Annotated in this window: 15 protein-coding genes (1 of these 15 only partly in view); 7 read left to right on the top strand and 8 right to left on the bottom strand. The window is 70.8% G+C overall.

The annotated features are described in order from the left end of the window. Positions 1 to 199: 199 nt before the first annotated feature. Positions 200 to 1,210 carry a TRAP transporter substrate-binding protein gene (locus DA075_RS02355; RefSeq protein WP_099956351.1) on the bottom strand — a complete coding sequence of 337 codons (1,011 nt, stop codon included), beginning with the start codon at positions 1,208 to 1,210 and terminating at the stop codon, positions 200 to 202. Positions 1,211 to 1,368: 158 nt separating this feature from the next. Further along, positions 1,369 to 2,304: a LysR family transcriptional regulator gene (locus DA075_RS02350; RefSeq protein ID WP_164712190.1), complete on the bottom strand. Its 936-nt coding sequence runs from the start codon at positions 2,302 to 2,304 to the stop codon at positions 1,369 to 1,371. Positions 2,305 to 2,409: 105 nt separating this feature from the next. On the opposite strand from DA075_RS02350, the gene DA075_RS02345 reads away from it, so the two are divergent. After that, complete coding sequence (locus DA075_RS02345) at positions 2,410 to 3,087, top strand: NADPH-dependent F420 reductase (RefSeq protein WP_099951832.1); 678 nt, start codon at positions 2,410 to 2,412, stop codon at positions 3,085 to 3,087. 4 nt (positions 3,088 to 3,091) lie between these two features. On the opposite strand, the gene DA075_RS02340 is transcribed toward DA075_RS02345, so the two are convergent. Further along, positions 3,092 to 4,342, bottom strand: coding sequence for an alpha/beta hydrolase (locus DA075_RS02340; RefSeq protein WP_414468069.1), 1,251 nt, complete (start codon positions 4,340 to 4,342; stop codon positions 3,092 to 3,094). Between the two features lie 342 nt (positions 4,343 to 4,684). On the opposite strand from DA075_RS02340, the gene DA075_RS02335 reads away from it, so the two are divergent. Then, entirely contained in the window at positions 4,685 to 5,476 is a 792-nt protein-coding gene (locus tag DA075_RS02335; protein WP_099951830.1) for a glycosyltransferase family 2 protein, read from the top strand. A 222-nt stretch (positions 5,477 to 5,698) separates the two neighbouring features. Here DA075_RS02335 and DA075_RS02330 read toward each other — a convergent pair whose 3' ends face one another. After that, positions 5,699 to 6,856 carry an ISAs1 family transposase gene (locus DA075_RS02330; protein WP_167456062.1) on the bottom strand — a complete coding sequence of 386 codons (1,158 nt, stop codon included), beginning with the start codon at positions 6,854 to 6,856 and terminating at the stop codon, positions 5,699 to 5,701. 256 nt (positions 6,857 to 7,112) lie between these two features. On the opposite strand from DA075_RS02330, the gene DA075_RS02325 reads away from it, so the two are divergent. The 3 genes from DA075_RS02325 to DA075_RS02315 all read left to right on the top strand — a co-directional run bounded on the left by DA075_RS02325 (position 7,113) and on the right by DA075_RS02315 (position 12,226). Next, entirely contained in the window at positions 7,113 to 10,808 is a 3,696-nt protein-coding gene (locus DA075_RS02325) for a CheR family methyltransferase (protein ID WP_210207042.1), read from the top strand. Beyond that, on the top strand, positions 10,798 to 11,565 hold the full coding sequence (locus tag DA075_RS02320) for a Crp/Fnr family transcriptional regulator (RefSeq protein ID WP_099951829.1): 768 nt from the start codon (positions 10,798 to 10,800) through the stop codon (positions 11,563 to 11,565). Before DA075_RS02325 ends, DA075_RS02320 begins: the two co-directional genes overlap by 11 nt. Positions 11,566 to 11,968: 403 nt before the next feature. Beyond that, positions 11,969 to 12,226: a hypothetical protein gene (locus DA075_RS02315; RefSeq protein ID WP_099951828.1), complete on the top strand. Its 258-nt coding sequence runs from the start codon at positions 11,969 to 11,971 to the stop codon at positions 12,224 to 12,226. A 320-nt stretch (positions 12,227 to 12,546) separates the two neighbouring features. Here the strand turns inward: DA075_RS02315 and DA075_RS02310 are convergent, their stop codons facing one another. From DA075_RS02310 to DA075_RS02300, 3 genes are all read right to left on the bottom strand, one after another. Continuing rightward, entirely contained in the window at positions 12,547 to 14,268 is a 1,722-nt protein-coding gene (locus tag DA075_RS02310; RefSeq protein WP_164712189.1) for a sensor domain-containing diguanylate cyclase, read from the bottom strand. 118 nt (positions 14,269 to 14,386) lie between these two features. Continuing rightward, positions 14,387 to 14,626: a hypothetical protein gene (locus DA075_RS02305; RefSeq protein ID WP_099951826.1), complete on the bottom strand. Its 240-nt coding sequence runs from the start codon at positions 14,624 to 14,626 to the stop codon at positions 14,387 to 14,389. A 161-nt stretch (positions 14,627 to 14,787) separates the two neighbouring features. Continuing rightward, a complete protein-coding gene (locus DA075_RS02300; protein WP_164712188.1) occupies positions 14,788 to 16,326 on the bottom strand; it encodes a tannase/feruloyl esterase family alpha/beta hydrolase in 1,539 nt (512 codons plus the stop codon). A gap of 121 nt (positions 16,327 to 16,447) precedes the next feature. Between DA075_RS02300 and DA075_RS02295 the strand changes: the two genes are divergently transcribed. After that, a complete protein-coding gene (locus DA075_RS02295) occupies positions 16,448 to 18,085 on the top strand; it encodes a GMC family oxidoreductase (RefSeq protein ID WP_099951824.1) in 1,638 nt (545 codons plus the stop codon). 16 nt (positions 18,086 to 18,101) lie between these two features. Here DA075_RS02295 and DA075_RS02290 read toward each other — a convergent pair whose 3' ends face one another. Beyond that, complete coding sequence (locus DA075_RS02290) at positions 18,102 to 18,392, bottom strand: ribbon-helix-helix domain-containing protein (protein ID WP_099951823.1); 291 nt, start codon at positions 18,390 to 18,392, stop codon at positions 18,102 to 18,104. A 202-nt stretch (positions 18,393 to 18,594) separates the two neighbouring features. Between DA075_RS02290 and DA075_RS02285 the strand changes: the two genes are divergently transcribed. Beyond that, on the top strand, positions 18,595 to 19,869 hold the 5' portion of the coding sequence (locus DA075_RS02285; RefSeq protein ID WP_099951822.1) for an amino acid permease. 198 nt of this gene lie beyond the right edge of the window; the window shows 1,275 of its 1,473 coding nt (coding positions 1-1,275); its start codon is at positions 18,595 to 18,597; its stop codon lies off the right edge, out of view.

The following is a 19,869-nucleotide window of genomic DNA, read 5'->3' as shown; positions in this document are numbered from 1 at the left end:
CGTTGCTCCGGCCGCCCGATCCCGTGCAGGAGCGACAGCGACGTCGCATGCGAGGGACGCACCCGGCCTCGGCAACCTCGGGCATGCCGCCGCCTCGGACGGTGCGAGCCGGCGGCATCCTTCCGTTGCATTCTCCGACCGAACGGCGTGACGCACGGGCCTGCACCGCACGGCCGGCTCGTACGGTCGTGCGGCGTCGTCAGGACACCGCCCCGGCGAATTTTTCCAGGTGGCTCCACGCCTCCGCGCCGTACTTGCCCTTCCACTCGGTGTAGAAGCCGGCCTTGCGCAAGCGGTCCTGGAAGGGTGCGGCGGGCGCGTCGTTGATCGCGAAGCCGGCCTTGCCCAGAGCCTCGCGCATCGCCACCCCCTGGCCCTCGATGTCCCGGCGCTGGTCGAGGGCCGCCTGGTCGAAGTGGCGGGCGAGCACCGCCTTCACGTCCTCCGGCAGGCGCGACCAGGTCCGGTGGCCGGACATCAGCCAGAACCCGTCCCAGATGTGGTTGGTGAAGGAGAGATACTTCTGCACCTCCGCCAGCTTGAAGCTCGTGATGATGGCGAGCGGATTCTCCTGGCCGTCCACCACCTTCGTCTGCAGGGCCGAATAGGCCTCCGAGAAGTTGAGCGCCACCGGGGCGGCCCCGAGCGCCCGGAAGGCGGAGGTGAACAGCGCGCTGTTCGGCACACGGAGCTTGAGGCCCTCGAAATCGGCCGGGCCGGTGATCGGGCGGACGCTGGTCGTGGTCTGGCGGAAGCCGTTGTCCCACATCCGATCGAACGGAACGAGGCCGGCCTTCGTGATCTCGGCGCGGATATAGGCGCCGAGCTCGCCGTCGACCGCCGGCCAGACCTTGTCGTAGCCGCTCCACGCGAAGGCGATGTTGATGAGCGAGGCGCGGGGCACCAGCGTCGCCAGGTTCGAGGAGGATTGCGCGAACATCTCGAGCGCGCCCGAGCGCAGCTGGCTCAGCATGTCGGTGTCCGAGCCGAGCTGGCCGTTGGGGAAGACCGCGACCTCGACCGCCCCGTTCGTCTCCCTGGCGACCCGCTCCGCCGCCTCGCGCAGGCGGATCGTCGCCGGATGGGTGTCGGGCGTCACCACCCCGCATTTCAGCCGCAACGCCCCGCTCTGCGCCCGGACCCACGGGGCGGGAAGGATCGCGGCGGCAGTGGCGCCGGCGAGCAGGCTGCGGCGGGTGACGTGGTGCATGGTGTTCCCCTCGACGTGCCCCACCTCCACGCTCCGGAGCCGGTGCGAAGCGGGGCGGTTCTTCGGCGGCACCCTAAGCGGACTTGCGTCGGCAGGCCAACGCTTCGCCCGCCCGAGGGTGTGCCGCCGATCCGGCAGGCGCTTGGTTCGAAACCTGCTCAGGCGGGTCCGCGGGCCAGCGCCCCCGTCCGGACCGCCATTCCGTCCGGCCCGAACTCCTCCAGCATCATCTCGACGAAGCGGCGCAGCTTGGCGGTCGGGCGCCGGTCGCGCATCGTCAGGAGGTGCATCGGCCGCGACGGCGCCTCCCAGTCCGGCAGGACCCGGACGAGGCGGCCGGCCGCGAGGTCGTCCCGCAGGGCGGTGTCGACGCCGAGCACGATGCCGAACCCGTCGCGGGCGGCGGTGAGCAACGCGCGGAAGTCGTTGATGTGCAGCCGCCCGGCCGCGGGTGCCTCGACGGTGGTCCCTGCCCGGGTGAAGCGCCAGAGCGAGTCGCGGCCGCGGGGCCAATGCGAGAAGTCGAGGCATTGATGCCCGGCTAGGTCCTCCGGCGAGGCCGGCACGCCATACGCCGCGAGATAGGCCGGCGCCGCGCAGGCCACCAGCCGGTAGGGCGCGAGCGGGCGGGCGACCAGGCTCGATTCGGCCAGCGGCCCTAAACGGATCACCGCCTCGAACCCCTCCTCGACGGGCTCGACCATGCGGTCGGTGAGGCTCAGATCCACCTCCACTTCGGGGCAGTCCCGCAGGTAGCGGGTGAGGAGCGGCACGAGGCCGTGGCTGCCGAAGGTCACCGGCGCATTGAGCCGCAGCGTGCCGCGCGGATGGGCCCGCACCGTCTCGGCGAGCGCGTCCGCCGCCTCGGCCTCGGCCAGGACCGCCCGGCAGCGCTCGCGATAGGTGCGGCCGAACTCGGTCAGGCTCTGGCGACGGGTGGTGCGGTTGATGAGGCGCATGCCCAGCCGGGTCTCCAGGGACACGACGTGCTTGGCCACCATCTGGGGCGACATCCCGAGGGCGGCCGCCGCCGCCGCGAAGGAGCCGAGATCCGCAGCCGTGACGAACACCGCCATGCTGGTGAGCCGATCCACGATTGCCCCCTGGCGGTTGGGAATGCCACGCCGGAAGCGCGATTTATCGCCGAATGCCGTCCAGTTACGCAAGACGCGGCGCTTGAGAGCGTGAGGAGAGACGTCATGCGGATCGGAATCATCGGGGCCGGCTATGTCGGCCAGGCCGTCGCCCGCCACGCCATCGCCCGGGGGCACGACGTCCTGGTGGCCAATTCCCGCGGGCCGCGGAGCCTGTTCAGCCTCAGCGTCGAGCTCGGCTGCCGCACCGGGACGGCTCTGGAGGCGGCGGAGTTCGGCGAGGTCGTGGTGGTGGCGATCCCGCTCCACGCCTATCGGGCCCTGCCGGAGACGGCTTTGGCCGGCAAGATCATCCTCGACGCCATGAACTACTACCCCGAGCGGGATGGGCCCATCGCGGCGCTCGACGCGCGGCAGGCGACGACGAGCGGGCTCCTGGCCGAACACCTCCCGGCGGCCCGGGTCGTCAAGGCATTCAACGCCATCCGGGCCCGGGACCTGGAGACGGAGGGCCGGCCGGCGGGCGCGCCGGGGCGCCGGACCCTGCCGCTCGCAGGCGACGATCCCGCCGCCAAGGCGGTCGCGGCGGAGCTGATCGACCAGTTCGGCTTCGATCCGGTCGATGCCGGGGGCCTGGCGGAGAGCTGGCGCTTCGAGCGGGGGAAGCCCGCCTATTGCGTCCCCCTCGACCGCGACGGCCTGCATCGGGCCCTCGCGGCGGCCGTGCGGGACGGCGAGGTCGCGCACGGCTCCTGGCGGCGGGCGGCGCCCCCCATCGGCTGAGCCCTCACCGCCCCCCGAGTGCCCGGGCCGGCGCGGTGGCGAGATCCACCGCCCCCTCGGCCGTGTCGCCGATGCCCTGGCCGAGGTTGCGCAGGTGCTCGCCATAAGTTTCGCGGCTCTGGGGGTCGATCACCGCGACCGGCGCCGAAACCGCGAGGCCGGCGGCGGTGCCGACGGTGGCGGCAGCGCCCGCGGTCATCTGGACGATGCGGTCGCCGAGGCCCACGCGGGAATCCGTGATGGTCTGCCCCTGTGCCAGCCGGTTGCCGAGAAGCGCCACGAGCTGCGGGCTCCCGGCGAACTTGCCGTGGTTGAGGGCGTCGCTGCCCTTCATGGCGGTGAGGTTGAGGACCGCGATGTTCTCGCGGGCGAGCTCGCTGCGATAAGGTTCCGCGCTCGGATCGATGGCGCCGAGCCGGGCGCCGGAATTGCCCCAGACCAGGCGCGAGACCGCGAGCGCGTTGTCGTCCTGGGAGACGAACAGGCTGAGCCGCGGCCGGGCCGGGCCCATATCGCGAAACGCCTCGCGGGCCAGATCCACGTCGACGTCGGGGGCGGCCAGCACCACGTCGCGGATCTTTGGCGCGACGCGTCCGTCGCGGATCGCCATCTGGCGCAACGATTCGAGCACCAGCCAATTGCCCATCGAGTGGGCGAGCACCGTGATCTCGGCCACGTCCGGGTTCTGGGCGAGGCGCCGCAGCACGCCCTCGAGAGCGTTGCGCGAGTAGTTGGTGCTCTCCCGGTCGTAGCCGTAGGCGAGCACGCTGCCGCGCGACGGCCAGGTGAACAGCACCGGCACCACCTCGGCCTTGGTGTCGTGCACGATCTGGGCGAAGCGGTACACCGCGTCCTCGAAGCGGTTGTTGAAGCCGTGGACGAAGACCAGCACGTGGCGCTTGCCCGCGCGCGCGGTGTGGCGCAGGCGCGCGGCCGCCTCCGGCCGGTCCAGGGTCTCCGCCCTGAGGGTCACGAAGTCGGTGGCGGGGTTGCCGGGCAGCTCCTTCGGCCACTGCACCGTGCCGGGCTGGCGCACCGAATCCGGCGGGATCGAGACCGTGATGTCGGCATAGGACAGGGCCGGCCCGCGATCGCCCGAATACATCTCGCCCGGATTGGCGGTGGTCTTGCGGGTGGTCGCCACCAGCATGTCGACGCGCGAAGCTCCCGGCACCGTCGCGGCCACCGGCGCCAGCACGCCCTTCGGCGTGCCCGCGCAGGCGCCGAGCCCGGCCGCGACGAGGAGGATCCCCAAGGTCCGACTCCGCACGAGACACCCCATCACCGTCAAGACCGCTCCCCGCGCCGCGCCTCGAGGGAAAAACCCTGCGGCAGCCGGCGATGCCTCGCGCCCGATTCCTTGCGCCCGATTCTCCCGGGCACTCCTTAAGGATGAGCCAAATCGGTGCGGCGCCAATGGGGCAGCGGGGTCGAACCACGCTTCTGCGGCCGGCCGTGGCCGCCAGGGCACGCCCCCGCCCGCCGGCGGGCTCATCCGGCCCGAGCCGGTTTCCAGGGATGGCCAAGATGCTCTAGAGGCTGCTCGATCCTCACCGGCGCTCGTCCGAGCGGGCCGGATCCTCGCCGCCGTCGGTCCATGGTCTCCCCCCTCCCCCTCTCGATCTTCCTCATCGCCCATAACGAGGCCGACCGGATCGGCGCCACGCTCGCAGCGGTGCGCGACCTGACCGACGACCTGATCGTGGTCGATTCCGGCTCCACCGACGGCACGCGGGAGCTCGCCGCGTCCTTCGGCGCGCGGGTGATCGAGCGGGGCTGGCCCGGCTACGGGCCGCAGAAGCGCTTCGCCGAGGAGCAGTGCCGGCACGTCTGGATGCTGAACCTCGACGCCGACGAGGTGGTGCCGCCAGACCTCGCCGCCGAGATCCGGCGGCTGTTCTCGGCCGGCGAGCCGCCGCACCCGGCCTACGCGCTCGGCATCGCCGAGGTGTTTCCCGGCGAGGCGCGGCCGCACCGCCTCGCCTACACGCTGTGGCCGGTGCGGCTCTACCGGCGCGACCGCGGCCGCTACTCGCCCTCGCCGGTGCATGACCGGGTCGATCTCGACGCGAGCGCTACCGTCGGGCGCCTGCGGGCGGTGATCCACCACTTCTCGGTCCGCTCGCTCGGCGACCAGCTCGACAAGCTCAACCGCTACTCCGACCAGCAGGCCGACGACCTCGAGGCGCGGGGCGTACGGATCCCGACCTGGCGCCTGTTCGTCGAGCTGCCGGGCAACTTCCTGAAGGCCTATATCGGCCGGCGCCACTGCGTGCGCGGCGCCTACGGCTTCCTCACGGCGATGAACTACGCGATCTCGCGCCACCTGCGGGTCGCCAAGCACTACGAGCGCCGGATCGGCGGCCGGACCGGGACGCGCGGCCGCTGAGGCGGCGGGCGGCGGCGTCGCCCCGCTGTCCGCTCGGCCCGGCGGTGCGTGCGACTTGGCAGTGCGCTCGATTTGGCAGTGCGTTCGATTTGGCAGTGCGTTCGACCGGTCAGCCCGGCGGTTTGACCTGTGTTGAAGCGGGGCGTTGCCGGGGGAACCGAAGCTGAGGATCGGGAGGCCCGGATGAAACCTCGGGATTGCCCAGGGCAATCGGGTGAAGGGTCATGGTGCGACGAGCCTGACGAGGTAGTCGTCGTCCCAGCCTGCGGTTTTGAGGGCGAGGCGCATGGAATCCTTGCCCTTTTTGCGGGCTGCGACGTTCACCGCGATGTGGCGGACCGTCAGCATGTTCTCGGGGGCATGAGCAGTACGGATGCGAGACTGATCGTCGTGGAAGGTGACGTCGAGGATCCAATGCAGGCCGTTCTCGATCGCCCAATGCTGCCGGACGGCAGGCCCGAGGCGGTCGGCGCCGAGCGGTGACGAGGTCAGATAGCAGCGCGTCTCACGCTCGATCCTGTTTACCGGGTCACGGGTGCTCAAGTCACGGGTGCTGTCGACGACGATGAGGCTCTTCAACCCCGGCCAGGCGTGGCGCGCCTGGAGCCAGGCGACCTGATGGATGACAGTCACGCGCCGGGTCTCGATCCGCCCGTGATCGCCCTCGACGGTCTCGTGCGTGCTGACGGTGCAATCGGCAAAGTCCCGAGCTTTCTGTTCCTCGACGAAGAGCGTGACGTCCTCGTGCAGCGTGCCCTGGTTGCCCTTGAGCGCCAGGACATAGTCGGCCTTCTTGTCGAGGATCTTGTGGGCGATGGCACGCTGGCAGCCCATCGCATCGATGGTGACGATCGCCCCCTCGATCGACAGGAGGTCGAGCAGGGCCGGGATTACCGCGATCTCGTTGGACTTTCCGCTCACCTTGGTCTGGGCCAGCACCAACCGCTGGCGTGCGGCGAAGGCGGAGACGACGTGAAGGGCATCTCGCGCACCGGCCCGGCCCGAGCGCCGCGAGGTCTTGCCGTCGATCGCGATCACGTCGAGCGGCGTTTGCGTCAGCGTCGCGGCCCAGGCCGCAAAGCAGCGTCGAAATGCGACGGGATCGAGCGCCGCGAAGATGTCACCGAGATGATCGTGGCTCGGCGTGCCGTTCCGGAACGGCAGAAATCGGCGCAGAAGGTCGAGTTTCGTGTGACCGAACCGGGCGATATCGGTGAAGCCTTCAGCCCCCGCCAGGATGGCCAGCAACGCCAGCAGCAGAACCTCGTCCAGGCGATAGGCGACTTTGCCGGGCTGGCGCGGATCGGGCAGGTCCGCGAAATGATCGAGAAACACCGTCGCCTCGAACACCGCCGCTACCGGCTCGCTCGCCTCGTCCATCGCCCGCCTCCTAAACCACGTCGTGGCGGACGACCGATTCAGAGCTTCCGGTCCTTGTCACCTCCCGCATTCACCCGATTGCCCTGGGGGATTGCCGCCGCTCGGCCTGACAGCGCGTCGCCGGACGGGTATGGTCACGAGCCGCGGACCCGACCCCCTCGGACATAACACGCACCGGAGGCGACGACCCTTGGCGAGGAAGATCCGTCCCGAACCGGGCACCGACGGCGCGGGCCGCCGGTCGCCGGAGCGGCCGATGATGGTCGGCGTCGGCGCGTCGGGGCTCGCGATCGACTCCCTGGAGCGCCTCCTCGCCCACGCGCCGGAGATGCCGGGCGTCGCCGTCGTGGTGTCGCTGCAGCAGCGCGAGGCGATCGACGAGGCGCGCTGGCGCACCGTGCTGGCGCGGGCCGTCGCCCTGCCGCAGGCGCCGGTCGAGGACGGCGCCGCGGTCGAGGCCGGACGTCTCTACCTCCTGCCCGAGGGCGGCACCGTCACCCTGGCGCAGGGACGGTTCCGCCTCGCTGCGGAGCCGGGCGAGCGGGGCGGCCTCGACACCTTCCTGGTCGCCTTGGGCGAGGATCAGGGCGCCTACGCCGTGGCGGTGGTGCTCGCCGGCACAGGCAGCGACGGCACGCTCGGCGTCACCGCCATCAAGGCGGCGGGCGGCCTGACCCTGGCCGAGCCGCACGGCGAGGAGGGGCTCTCGGGCAGCACCGCCGTGTCGCTCGCCGACCACGTCGTGATCCCCGAGCTGATGGCGGACCGGATCCTGGCCCATGCCCGCCACCTGCACCGGGGCGCCGAGGCCCGGCCGGCGGAGGCCGAGGCCGCGAGCGACTCGCTGATCCGCATCGCCACCATCCTGCGCAACAAGACCGGGCACGATTTTCACGGCTACAAGCAGAATACCTTCCTGCGCCGCGTCCATCGCCGGATGCAGGTGGTGCAGGTCGAGACGATCGATGCGTATGTCGAGCACCTGCGCGGCGATCCGGACGAGGTCCAGAACCTGTTCAACGACCTGCTGATCGGGGTGACCCAGTTCTTCCGCGATCATCGCGAGTTCGAGCTGCTGGAAGCCGAGGTGATCCCGCGGCTGTTCTCCGGCAAAGGTTCGGGCGACCACGTGCGGATCTGGGTGCTCGGCTGCGCCACCGGCGAGGAGGCCTACTCGATCGGCATCCTGCTGCGCGAGCACATGGCCAAGCTCGACGCGGTGCCGCAGGTGCAGATCTTCGCCACCGACATCGACGGGCGCGCGCTCGCGACCGCCCGCGTCGGCCGCTATACCGATGCGGTGGCCCGCCAGATCCGGCCCGACCGCCTCGGCCGCTGGTTCGTCAAGGAGGGCTCGACCTACTGCATCGTCAAGGAGCTGCGGGAGATGTGCATCTTCTCGCAGCACAACGTGATCAAGGACGCCCCGTTCTCGCGGCTCGACCTCGTGTCCTGCCGCAACCTGCTGATCTACCTCAACGGCGAACTGCAAAATCGGGTGATCCCGCTGTTCCACTTCGCCCTGCGGCCGGGCGGGTTCCTGTTCCTGGGCAATTCGGAGAACGTCACCCGGCACGCCAAGCTGTTCTCAGCCGTCGACCGGCGCTACCGCATCTTCCGCCGCCTCGAGAGCGCCACCCGGGTCCTGCCGGAATTCCCCCTCACCGTGGTCGCCGACCGGCGCCAGGCGGAGAGCGGCGGGGGCTTGCGGCCGCGGGCGATCGAGGGCGGCCTCGCCCGCCGGGCCGAGCAGGTGGCCGAGCGCTATGCCCCGGCCTACGTGGTGGTCGACGAGGCCTACGACGTGCTGCATTTCTCCGGCCGCACCGGGCGCTACATCGACCCGGCGACCGGCGCGGCGAGCCTCAACCTCCTCAACCTCGTTCACCGCGACCTGCGCCTCGACCTGCGCGCCGCGCTCCTCAAGGCGGGCGCCGAGAACCGGACCGTCAAGGCCGAGCGCACCGCCATGGGCACCAACGGCGAACGGCGCCTCGTCACCCTGGTGGTCGAGCCGGTGCCCGGCGGCGAGGGCCCGACGAGCTTCGTCATCCTGTTCCAGGAGGGCGAGGCGCTGGAGAGAGACGGCACCGAGGAGCCGACCCCGTCCTTCCTGCGCGACGAGCACGTCCAGCGGCTCGAGAGCGAGTTGCGCCTGACCCGCGAGCGTCTCCAGGCCACGATCGAGGAGCTGGAGAGCACCAACGAGGAGCTGAAATCTTCCAACGAAGAGTATCAGTCGATCAACGAGGAGCTGCAATCCGCCAACGAGGAACTCGAGACCTCCAAGGAGGAGCTGCAATCGGTCAACGAGGAATTGCAGACCGTCAACGGCGAACTCGGCCACAGGGTCACCGACCTCGGGCGAGCGAACAGCGACCTGAAGAACCTGCTCGAGAGCACCCAGATCGCCACGGTGTTCCTCGACAACGAGTTCCGGGTGAAGAATTTCACGCCGGCGGTGACCGACATCTTCCATCTGATCGATTCCGACCTCGGCCGGCCGATCACCCATATCGCAGCGCGCATCAACTATCCGGAGCTGCCCGAGGACGTGCGCAAGGTGCTGCGCACGCTCGGCACCATCGAGCGCGAGGTCGGCAGCCCGGAGAGCGGCGCACGCTATCTCGCCCGGGTGCTGCCCTACCGCTCGATCGACAACTTCATCGCCGGCGTGGTCATCACCTTCCTGGACATCACCGCCACCGCCCGGGCCGAGCGGGCCCTGCGCGCCAGCCAGGAGCGCTTCCGCCGGATGGAGCGCATCGTCCCGGCCTTCCTGTTCACCGCCGATGCCGAGTTGAATTGGCTCTACGTCAATCCGCGCTTCTACGAGTATACCGGCCTGGAAGACGGCAAGGCGCTCGCCCTCGGTTGGCTCACCGTGATGCACCCGGAAGACGTGGAGGAGAACCAGCGCCGCTGGCAGCGGGCGGTGGCCAACCGCGAGCCCTTCGAGCACGAGTTCCGCTTCCGGGCCGCCGCCGGCACCTATCGCTGGTTCACCGTCCGGGCCGAGCCGATGGCCGATCCGGAGGGCGGCGGCGTCACCTGGTTCGGCTCCTGCACCGACAGCCACGAGCGGCGGATGGCCGAGGACCGCCAGCGCCTGCTCCTCACCGAGTTGCAGCACCGGGTGAAGAACATCCTGGCGGTGGTGCGCTCGGTCGCCAACCGCACCGCCGAGGGCCAGACCTCGCTCGCCGACTTCGTGATGCATTTCGACGGCCGGCTCGGGGCGCTCGCCCGCACCCAGAACATCATGACCCGCAGCGCCGATGCCGCCACCGACCTCGCCGAGCTGATCGGCGAGGAGGTCCTGTCCCACGCGGTGCGGGATGAGGGCCAGGTGACCCTCGACGGCCCCGAGGTGCGCCTGCCGCAGAAGACCGCCGAGACCCTCGGCCTGGTGCTGCACGAACTCGCCACCAACGCGATCAAGTACGGGGCCCTCGCCCGGCCGGAGGGACGGATCGCCATCGCCTGGCACGTCTACGGCGCCGGACCGGAGCGCCGCTTGCGGCTCGAATGGCAGGAGAGCGGCGTCACCCTGCTCGCGACCGCACCGTCCCGCCGGGGCTTCGGGCGCGAGCTGATCGAGCAGGGCCTGGTCTACGAGTTCGGTGCCACGACCGCCCTGGAATACCGCCCGGGCGGCGTGCGCTGCCTCATCGAGATGCCGGTCCGGCCGCCGCGATCGCCGGGCAACGGCTTGCAGGAGGCGGGCGCGTCGTCGCGCGTTGCAAGCTCGGAAGCACGTCCCGCGGGCTCGAAATCGCGTCCCGCGGGCTCGGACTTGCGTGCCGCGGGCTCGGACTTGCGTGCCGCGGGCTCGGACTTGCGTGCCGCGGGCTCGGAATCGCGTGCCGCGGGCCTGGAAGCACGTGCTGCGGGCTTGAAACCGCGTGCCACCGCCGGAGACCCGCCCGCGGAGGCCGACGATGCCGGTTGAGTCCCTCGCCCGCGCTCCCGGCGCGCCGGACGCGGTCCTGCGCCGCCTCTCCGGCTATGCCCCGCTGGCGCCCGACGAGGCGGCGCTGCTGCGCCAGGTCACGGCCCGCCCGGTCCTGGTGCCGGCCCGCACCGAGCTGATGCGCGACGGCGAGGCGGCGCCACGGCCGCAGGTGTTGCTGGAGGGCTGGGCCTGCCGCCAGCGGCTTCTCGCCGACGGCCGGCGCCAGATCATCGTCGTGCTGCTGCCCGGCGACCTTGTCGGCCTCGACCAGCGCCGGCGCCCGCTGCCCTTCGGGTCGGTCACCACCCTGACGCCGGCCCAGATCTGCGAGGCGGGCGCCTTGCGCGAATGCGCCGCCGCAAGCGGGACCGCGCAAGGCGGTGAGACCGGCGGACGAGAGACGGGCTTGGCGGCGGCGCTCCGGCAGGCCCGGGAGATGGAAGAACTCTGGCTCGTCAACCAGGTGGTGCGCCTCGGGCGCCAGACCGCCTACGAGCGCGTCGCCCATTTCCTGTTGGAGCTGCGCGAGCGGCTAGCGGCGGTGGACCGGGTTCAGGAGAACCGCTTCACCTTTCCGATCACCCAGGAGATCCTGGCCGATGCCCTCGGCCTCAGCGTGGTGCACATGAACCGCACGATGCAGCAATTGCGCCGGGACGGCCTGGTCGAGCAACGCGCCACCGCCATCACCCTGCGCGACGTCCCGGCCCTCGTCGCGATCGCGGATTATGCCGGGGCCCATGATCTCCCATGAGGGCTGACCATGAGGGCTGACCATGACGGCCGACCGCCGGCGCCATGCCCCGCGCGCCATGTCCCGCGCCACGCCACGCACATCGTGGATTTTCACATAAGTGATGGAACGGTGCGAAAAAGACCAGCAACATCACAAGTGTTGCGGCAATTCTTGCCCGACCGTCCCTGCTGGCCCGGTCTCGACCGGGTGGACGACCATCAGGGATGTTGCTGAGGCCCCCAAGTCGACTTCACCGCCCTGCTCGCTCCCGCCGGCAGGGCCTCTTTTTGTGTGGTCCACAACGCCTTTCGCCCGCAGGCGACGATGCCGCGTTGCCACCGCCGCATGATCTTCCCATCCTGCCTTCGTCGGCGCGACGAGCGGCGTCTCCTTCAGACGGACGAGCGAGGGGGGATCAGAGGTGGAGGATTACCGGGCCGAATTGCTGCGCCAGGTCCGCCTCGGCGACATCGCCACCGGCGAGGCGGCAGGCGCCTGCCTTCCGGGTCTGCTGCGCCGCTTGGCGCATCACGAGACCCGGGCCGGCCAGGCCCCGCACCCGTTCCGGCTGTACCATCTGTGGCGCCGCAACAGCCTGCGCCGGCAGGTGGCCGATGCGCGCTGGCACGTCGAGCAGGGCCGCGCCGCCCAGATGGGCGAACTCGCCCCGCGGCGCTGACTCCTCGTCGAGCTGCACGGCTCGGCCGCTCAAGTCGAGAAGCCTCTCGCGCGGCTGCGAGCCCGGCGAGAGCCGACCAGATCGGGCGTTCGCACCGATCATGTTTCGCTCCCGGCAGTTGCCTGTCAATCCTGTCAGTGCAGATAGCCCAGGAAGAACAGGATCAGGATGATCGGAATCGGTATGCCGATCAACCAGAGCAGCCCACCCTTCAACATTGTCGCCTCCATGACTCCGTGAATACTCTTCTGGGGTAGTAACGGAGCTTGGCGCGATCCGGTTCCGCCGATCGGTCGTCCGGCTTCGCCGGGCCGGGGGGCTCACGCTGCCCGCTCGATCTCCTCGATCCCCGCCGCGACGCAGATCCGGTCGCGGCCCCGCGCCTTGGCCTCGTAGAGGGCCGCGTCGGCACGGGCGATCGCCGCCTGGATGTCCGGGTCGCGCGCCGCCACCGTCGCGACCCCGATGCTGACCGTGACGGCGATGACGCCGCCGCCATGCGCGATCTCGGCGCCCCGCGCGGCGACGCAGAGGCGCTCGGCGATGAGCGCAGCCTCGGACCCGCCGAGGCCGACGAGCAGCACCACGAATTCCTCGCCGCCGAAGCGGGCGACCGTGTCGGAGCTGCGCACGATCTCCGCCAGCAGGGCGCCGACATGGCGGATCACCGCGTCGCCGGCATCGTGGCCATGCTGGTCGTTGACGCGCTTGAAGTGGTCGATGTCGACGACCAGCACGGCGACCCCGCAGCGGCCGCCCCTCGCCTGCGCGAAGGCCGCCTCCGCCGGCGCGGCGAAGCCGCGCCGGTTGAGGAGCCCGGTGAGCACGTCGGTGCCCGCGACGTGGCGCAGGTCCTCGATCTGGCGCCGGTAGAAGGCGGCGACCCGGGTCGAGCGGATCGTGGCGTCGTTGAGTTCGCGCTCGGCGGTGCCGATGCGCCGCAGCAGCGAGCGCAGGGCGGCGGAGAGCGCCACGAATTCCCGGGCACCGTCGAGGCGCGGCAGCGTGGTGGCCTCGGCCTCGCGGCCGATCCGGTCCGCCGCCGCCGTCATCCGCCGCAAAGGGGCCGCTGCCTGACGGCCGAGGCACCAGGCGAGCGCGATGCCGATCACGGCCGCGGCGCCGCCGAGGGCGAGCAGGGCCTGGATGGAGTGCTGCACCGGCGCGAGGGCCTGTGCCTCCGGCCGGGTCGCCACCACGATCCAGCCGAGGCCGGGATCGCCGCTCGCGATCTCGCCCCGCTCGCCCTTCGCCGCCGAGGCGAAGCCCGCCAGCAGCGTATCGGCCCCGATCATCGCCGCGAACCGGCCATGGCCCTGCTCGATCATGGCGCCGACCCGGGCCGGCCCGAACGGCGTCGTGCCGAGCCGCGGGCCCAGGATCACGCGGCCGCGCCGGTCGAGCACCCAGAGGTCGGTGCCCGGCAGCCCTTCGTCGAGAAGGCGCCGCCGGGCGCGGATCGCCCAATCCCAGCTCAGATGCCCGCCGAGCACCCCGATGACCCCGCCCGAGGCGTCGCGCACCGGCGCCGCGAGGTCGACGAGGCGCAGAGACTCGGCCTCGGCGCGGACGAGGAGGCGGCTCAGCAACACCGCTTCGTGCACATCGCCGACATTGGGTCGCGTGAGGCCGGTCTCGAACCAGGCCTTCCCGTTCATCGCCAGGCCTTCGAGCATACCTTCCGTGCCGACGCGGATGCGGCCGTCCGCCGCGACGAAGCCGAGCCAGGCATAGTCCGGCGCCGTCGTGCGCATGGCGGTGAGGACGCTGCGGACCATCGTCGCGTCGCTGCTCCAGCGCTCGCGCAACGGTTCGAGGGCGGCGACGACCTGGATCTCGCGGAAGCGCTCGCGCAACGTGGCGTCGAGGGTCTCGGCCATGCCGGCGGCGAGGCGGGCGAGGCGCGCCTCGGCGAGGCGGACGGCGCTGCGCCGCTCGAGCCAGACGGCGCCGCCCACCGTCGCCCCCACCAGGGCGAGGCAGAGCAAGCCGACCAGCGCGGCGAGCTGGTGCTCGAACCGCAGTCGATTCCTGAACGACACGACGCACCTCCGCGACCGAAGGCCGTTCTCGCCCGCCTCCCTGACCAATCGGTTCAGCCGATCGACGGCATTCGACCGAACAGCCATTCCCCTGCGGAAACTCCGAAGGTGCCTGGCCTCACGCTTCCGGAACCGGGCGGGGCCCCTGGCTGTGCAGGCGCCGTTCCTGCGCGCCGCGCTCGGCGGCGTCGGTGAGCTGGGTGATGAGCGCGCCGGCCGCGCCGAGGGGAATCAGCAGGAACACCGTGCCGCCATCGGGTCCGCTCACCTCGGCCGCCAGCGTATCGCCGCCGTCGATCGTGCTGACGGCGGTGACACTGGTGATCGAGAGGACCCGGGGTCGTGCGTCGTCGGTCATGCCTGCCACTCCTGCGGCACAGATGCCACGAAAGCGGCCCTGAACAATTGCTAACACGTTACACTACAGGGAATTTCTCCCTACCGTCGCGAGACAATCGTCTTAAGCCGACCGGCCGAGGCCGGCCGGGATCGGAAACCCCGGTCCGGTCGCGTCCGCCATCACGGCGCCGCGCAGGAGAGGCCGGCGCCGTCCTGGCGAGGAACCTGCGGATAGGCGCAGACCGGCCGCGACCAGGACACCGCCCCGCCGGCATCGCGCTTCGTCGCGACGAGCTCGCGCGGCGCCTCGCCGGCCTCGACCCAGCGCTCCAGCGCCGTCAGCGGATCGATGCCGGTGTCGCCGATGCCCGGCCCCTCGGTGCCGATGCCGCAATGGTCCATGCCCGGCACCATGAACAGGCGCGCGGTCATGGCCAGGGATTCGAGGCCGCCCGCACCCTTCGCCAGCGCCTCGTAGAAGGCGACGCTCATGAACGGCGTGACCAGCGGATCGCCCCAGCCGTGATAGATCAGGAGCTTGCCGCCCGCGTCGCGGAAGGCCGAGAGATCGGCCGCCGGCTTCACCATCCCGGCCGCGGCGTCGTAGGTGGCGGCGTTGTAGACCTGCGCCTGCGGCGCCATCCGGGCCGGATCGGCGGAGAAGTCGAAATCCGCGACCCGGTAGGCCGGCCCGGGCGAGGGCCAGAACGCCATGTAGCGCAGGAAGTCGGCGGAGAAGAGCGGCAGGATCGCCGGCGCGTTGCCGAGGCCCGTGAGCCAGCGCGGCCAATGCGCCTCGGAGCCGAGCGGGATGCCGCCGGGATAGAGCGCCCGGCCACCGGCATCCGTCGGGCCGGCATACCATTTCTCCAGGACTCCGACCTCGGCCTCGCTCAGGCAATCGGGCGACGCCGCACCGGTGCAGCGGAGCGACGCCGGCTTGAAGCCGCATTGCCGCGGATCGGCGACGAGGCCGGCCTGGTCCTTCGTCCCGCAGGACGCCGCCACCGCATCGGCCACCTGCTTGACCCGGGGCGTGGTCAGGATCGGCTTGCCGTCGGAGCCGGTATTCGCCTTCGTCACCCAGGCGAAGGTCGTGGCGACGAGCCCCGTATAGTCGAGGGCGGGCGCCCCGCTGATGATCCCGTCGAAGTCCTTCGGGTATTTCAGCGCCTCCATCGCCGCCATGCGGCCGCCGGTGGAGCAGCCGGCGAAGTAGGATTTCGCTTGCGGCCGGTCGTAGAAGGCCCGCACCAGCACCTTCGCGGCCCGGGCGGTCTCGGTCACGGCGCGCTGGCCCCAATCCATCCGGGCGACGAGGTCGCCGGCGGCCCAGCGCCCGTCGACCGAGCCGGTGCCCCAATGGCCCGAATCCATCGTCGAGGCGGCATAGCCCCGGCGCAGGCCGTAATTCATCGCGTTGGTGAAGCCGGGTGCGTCCGCGTTGAGGGTGCCGCAGAAGCCGCCGCAGCCGGTGCCGTAATACTTGCCGTTCCAGTTCTGAAGCGGCAGCCTTACCTCGAAGCTGATCGCCGGCCGCACCGTGCCGAGCACCCGGCAATAGGCCGGCAGGTCGCCGGAAGCCGGCACCTCGGCGGCGGAGTGGAGGTTCACCGCCTCGATCTTGAGGGTGGCGAGCGCCCCGCACTCGCCGGCGAGCGCCGGGGCCACCATCAGGCCGACGGCGAGGCCCGCCGCGATTCCCACTCTCCGCCCCATCTGCCGCTCCCCGAACATGCCTTGTCCCGGCGTTTCGGCGGAGCTTAACCGCAACCCCTTGCGCCGTCGCCAGCGGAATGCGCTAAACCCGCCGGAACGACAGATGAGGGCGGGAAGCGCGATGGCAGGAACCACGGCCGGCGGCGGCCTCGAGGATTTCGGCACCTACGACTACATCGTGGTCGGGGCGGGCTCGGCGGGCTGCGTGCTCGCCAACCGCCTCTCGGCCGATCCGCGCCGGCGCGTGCTGGTGCTGGAGGCGGGCGGGCGCGACAACTGGATCTGGTTCCACATCCCGGCCGGCTACCTCTTCGCCATCGGCAACAAGCGGGCGGACTGGCTGTTCACGACCCAGGCCGAGGCGGGACTGAACGGCCGCCAGCTCGCCTATCCGCGCGGCAAGGTCATCGGCGGCTCGTCCGCCATCAATGCGATGATCTACATGCGCGGCCAGGCCGCCGATTACGACGGCTGGCGCCAGCTCGGCCTCGAAGGCTGGGGCTGGGACGACGTGCTGCCCTACTTCCTCAAGCACGAGGACCACATCGCGCCGCCGAACAGCTTCCACCGCTCCGGCGGCGAGTGGCGGGTCGAGCCCCCCCGGATCCGCTGGGCGATCCTCGACGCGATCCGCGACGCCGCGGAGGCCGCCGGGATCCCGAAGATCCCGGATTTCAACACCGGCGACAACGAGGGTTCTTCGTATTTCCAGGTCAACCAGCGACGGGGCCGGCGCTGGAGTGCGGCCCGCGGCTTCCTCAAGCCGGCGCTCAACCGGCCCAACCTGCGGCTCGAGACCGGGGTGCATGTCGAGCGGGTGCTGATCGAGGACGGCCGCGCCGCCGGCGTGGTGTTCGGCCGCGGCGGGCAGCGCTACCTCGCCCGGGCGAATGGCGAGGTGGTGCTCTCTGCCGGCGCCGTCGCGACGCCAAAACTCCTCGAACTCTCCGGCATCGGTGACGGGGCGCGGCTCCAGGCCCTCGGCATCGGAGTCGCGCACCATGCCCCCGGCGTCGGCGAGAACCTGCAGGACCACCTGCAGATCCGGCCGGTCTACAAGGTCACCGGCGTCCCGACCCTCAATCTCTCGTATGCCAACCTGGCGAAGCGCGGCTGGATGGGGGTGGAATACGCGCTGTTTCGCACCGGGCCGCTCACCATGGCGCCGAGCCAGGTCGGCGTGTTCACCCGCTCCTCAGCCGATTACGCGACCGCCAACCTCGAATACCATTTCCAGCCGCTCTCGCTCGACAAGTGGGGCGAGGGCCTGCACCGGTTCGGCGCCTTCACGGCCAGCGTCTGCAACCTGCGCCCGTCGAGCCGCGGCAGCGTGCATGCGGGCAGCCCCGATCCGCTGGCACCTCCGGAGATCCGGCCGAACTACCTCTCGACCGAGGAAGACCGCCGGGTCGCGGTGGACTCGCTGAAAGTGACCCGCCGCATCGTCGCCCAGGCGCCGCTGGCCCGCTACCGCCCGGAGGAGCACCTGCCGGGGCCCGGCATCACGAGCGACGCGGACCTGCTCAAGGCCGCAGGCGATCTCGGCACCACGATCTTCCATCCCGTCGGCACCGCCCGGATGGGCGCCGACCACGATGCGGGCGCGGTGCTCGATGCGCGCCTCCGGGTGCGCGGGGTGCGGGGCCTGCGGGTCGCCGACGCCTCGGCGATGCCGCGCATCACCTCGGGCAACACCAACTCGCCGACGATCATGCTGGCCGAGAAGGGCGCCGCGATGATCCTGGAGGAGGCCGGGTGAGGGCGCGGGCCTCGCGCTACTCCGCCGCCATCAGCACCGGGGCGCGGCTCCCCTCGGACAGGTAGATCAGGCAGGAGCAGCGCAGCAGCGAGGCGAAGTTGCGCACCTCGCCGTGGCGCTCCAGCACCTCGTCATGCAACTTGGTGGCGAATTTCGCGACGCTGAGTCCCTCCTGGCGGGCGATCTCCTCCAGGATGGTCCAGAACGCGGTCTCGAGGCGCAGAGAGGTGCAGTGCCCGCCGATCCGCAGGGAGCGCGTCTCGTAGGCGTAGCGCTCCGGCGTCTGCTCGGCGAAGATCCGGCACATGGGGGCTCCTCCAGTGTCTGTTGCGGGAATCATATTGAAGCGGAGGACGGGTCGGCAAGCGGCCGATGCGTCGCGGGCGAGGGGATCGCGGCCCATCCTTCCCCGGGTCGGTGCCCGGCACCGGGGACGCCACGTTCGTCGATCGCCATTGCAGCCTTGGCCGTGACGTCGCGTTGAGGACCAAACACCCTGGGAGGGCGCGATGGCGCAGGAGAGCGTGGCGGACGGGCTGATGCGGACCAAACCGATCGACCGCCTGCGACAGGATGCGGAGAGCGGCGGCCACACCCTCGAGCGCACGATCGGCCCCCTGAGCCTGATCGGGCTCGGCATCGGGGCGATCATCGGTGCCGGGCTGTTCTCGCTCACCGGCATCGCGGCGGCGGAGAATGCCGGGCCCGCGGTGGTGATCTCCTTCGCCATCGCGGCGATCGGCTGCGCCCTCGCCGGCATGTGCTACAGCGAGCTCGCCAGCATGATCCCGGTCTCGGGCAGCGCCTATACCTACGCCTATGCCACGATGGGCGAGTTCGTCGCCTGGATCATCGGCTGGGACTTGGTGCTCGAATACGCGGTCGGCGCCGCCACCGTGTCGGTGAGCTGGTCGAAATACGTCGCCACCCTCCTGCAGGACTGGGGCATCGCGCTGCCGCCGCGCCTCCTGCACTCGCCGTTCGAGACGGTGCAGCTCGCCGACGGTTCGACCGTCCACGGCTTCGTCAACCTGCCGGCAGTGCTGATCCTGTGCCTGATCTCGCTGCTGCTGATGCGCGGCGTGCGCGAATCGACCCGGGTCAACAGCGTGATCGTGGTGGTGAAGGTCGCGGTGGTGCTGATCGTGGTCGGGGTCGGCCTGTTCTACATCAAGGCGCAGAACTACGTTCCGTTCATCCCCGACAACACCGGCACCTTCGGCGAGTACGGCTGGAGCGGCATCATGCGGGCGGCCGGGGTGGTGTTCTTCGCCTATATCGGCTTCGACGCGGTCTCGACGGCAGCGCAGGAGGTGAAGAACCCCCAGCGCACGATGATGATCGGCATCCTCGGCTCCCTCGCGGTCTGCACCGTGCTCTACATCGCCTTCGCGGCGGTGTTGACCGGCCTCGTCCCCTACGCGTCGATGAAGGGCGACGCCGCCCCCGTCGCCACCGCCATCAAGCAGACGCCGTTCCCCTGGCTCCAGACCCTGGTGACGCTCGGCGTCATCGCGGGCTTCACCACCGTGATGCTGGTGCTGCTCTACGGCCAGTCGCGGGTCTTCTTCGCCATGGCGAACGACCGGCTACTGCCGAAATTTTTTGCGGCGATCCACCCGACCTGGCGCACGCCGTACCGCTCGAACCTGTTCTTCATGGTGTTCGCGGCGCTCCTCGGCGGGCTGACACCGATCAGCACGCTCGGTCACATGACCAGCATCGGCACGCTGCTCGCCTTCATCATCGTCTGCGCCGGCGTCGTCATCATGCGGCGCACACAC

Source organism: Methylobacterium currus, from assembly GCF_003058325.1.
Lineage (GTDB): Bacteria > Pseudomonadota > Alphaproteobacteria > Rhizobiales > Beijerinckiaceae > Methylobacterium > Methylobacterium currus.
Note: the sequence above shows the minus strand (reverse complement) of the source record. Positions and strands in the feature narration are given on the sequence as shown.

Excerpts from the sequence above, each read along its gene's own strand:
- DA075_RS02355 (WP_099956351.1), bottom strand. The coding sequence starts at position 1,210 with ATGCACCACGTCACCCGCCGCAGCCTGCTCGCCGGCGCCACTGCCGCC.
- DA075_RS02345 (WP_099951832.1), top strand. The coding sequence starts at position 2,410 with ATGCGGATCGGAATCATCGGGGCCGGCTATGTCGGCCAGGCCGTCGCC.
- DA075_RS02335 (WP_099951830.1), top strand. The coding sequence starts at position 4,685 with ATGGTCTCCCCCCTCCCCCTCTCGATCTTCCTCATCGCCCATAACGAG.
- DA075_RS02330 (WP_167456062.1), bottom strand. The coding sequence starts at position 6,856 with ATGGACGAGGCGAGCGAGCCGGTAGCGGCGGTGTTCGAGGCGACGGTG.
- DA075_RS02325 (WP_210207042.1), top strand. The coding sequence starts at position 7,113 with ATGATGGTCGGCGTCGGCGCGTCGGGGCTCGCGATCGACTCCCTGGAG.
- DA075_RS02320 (WP_099951829.1), top strand. The coding sequence starts at position 10,798 with ATGCCGGTTGAGTCCCTCGCCCGCGCTCCCGGCGCGCCGGACGCGGTC.
- DA075_RS02305 (WP_099951826.1), bottom strand. The coding sequence starts at position 14,626 with ATGACCGACGACGCACGACCCCGGGTCCTCTCGATCACCAGTGTCACC.
- DA075_RS02300 (WP_164712188.1), bottom strand. The coding sequence starts at position 16,326 with ATGGGGCGGAGAGTGGGAATCGCGGCGGGCCTCGCCGTCGGCCTGATG.
- DA075_RS02295 (WP_099951824.1), top strand. The coding sequence starts at position 16,448 with ATGGCAGGAACCACGGCCGGCGGCGGCCTCGAGGATTTCGGCACCTAC.
- DA075_RS02290 (WP_099951823.1), bottom strand. The coding sequence starts at position 18,392 with ATGTGCCGGATCTTCGCCGAGCAGACGCCGGAGCGCTACGCCTACGAG.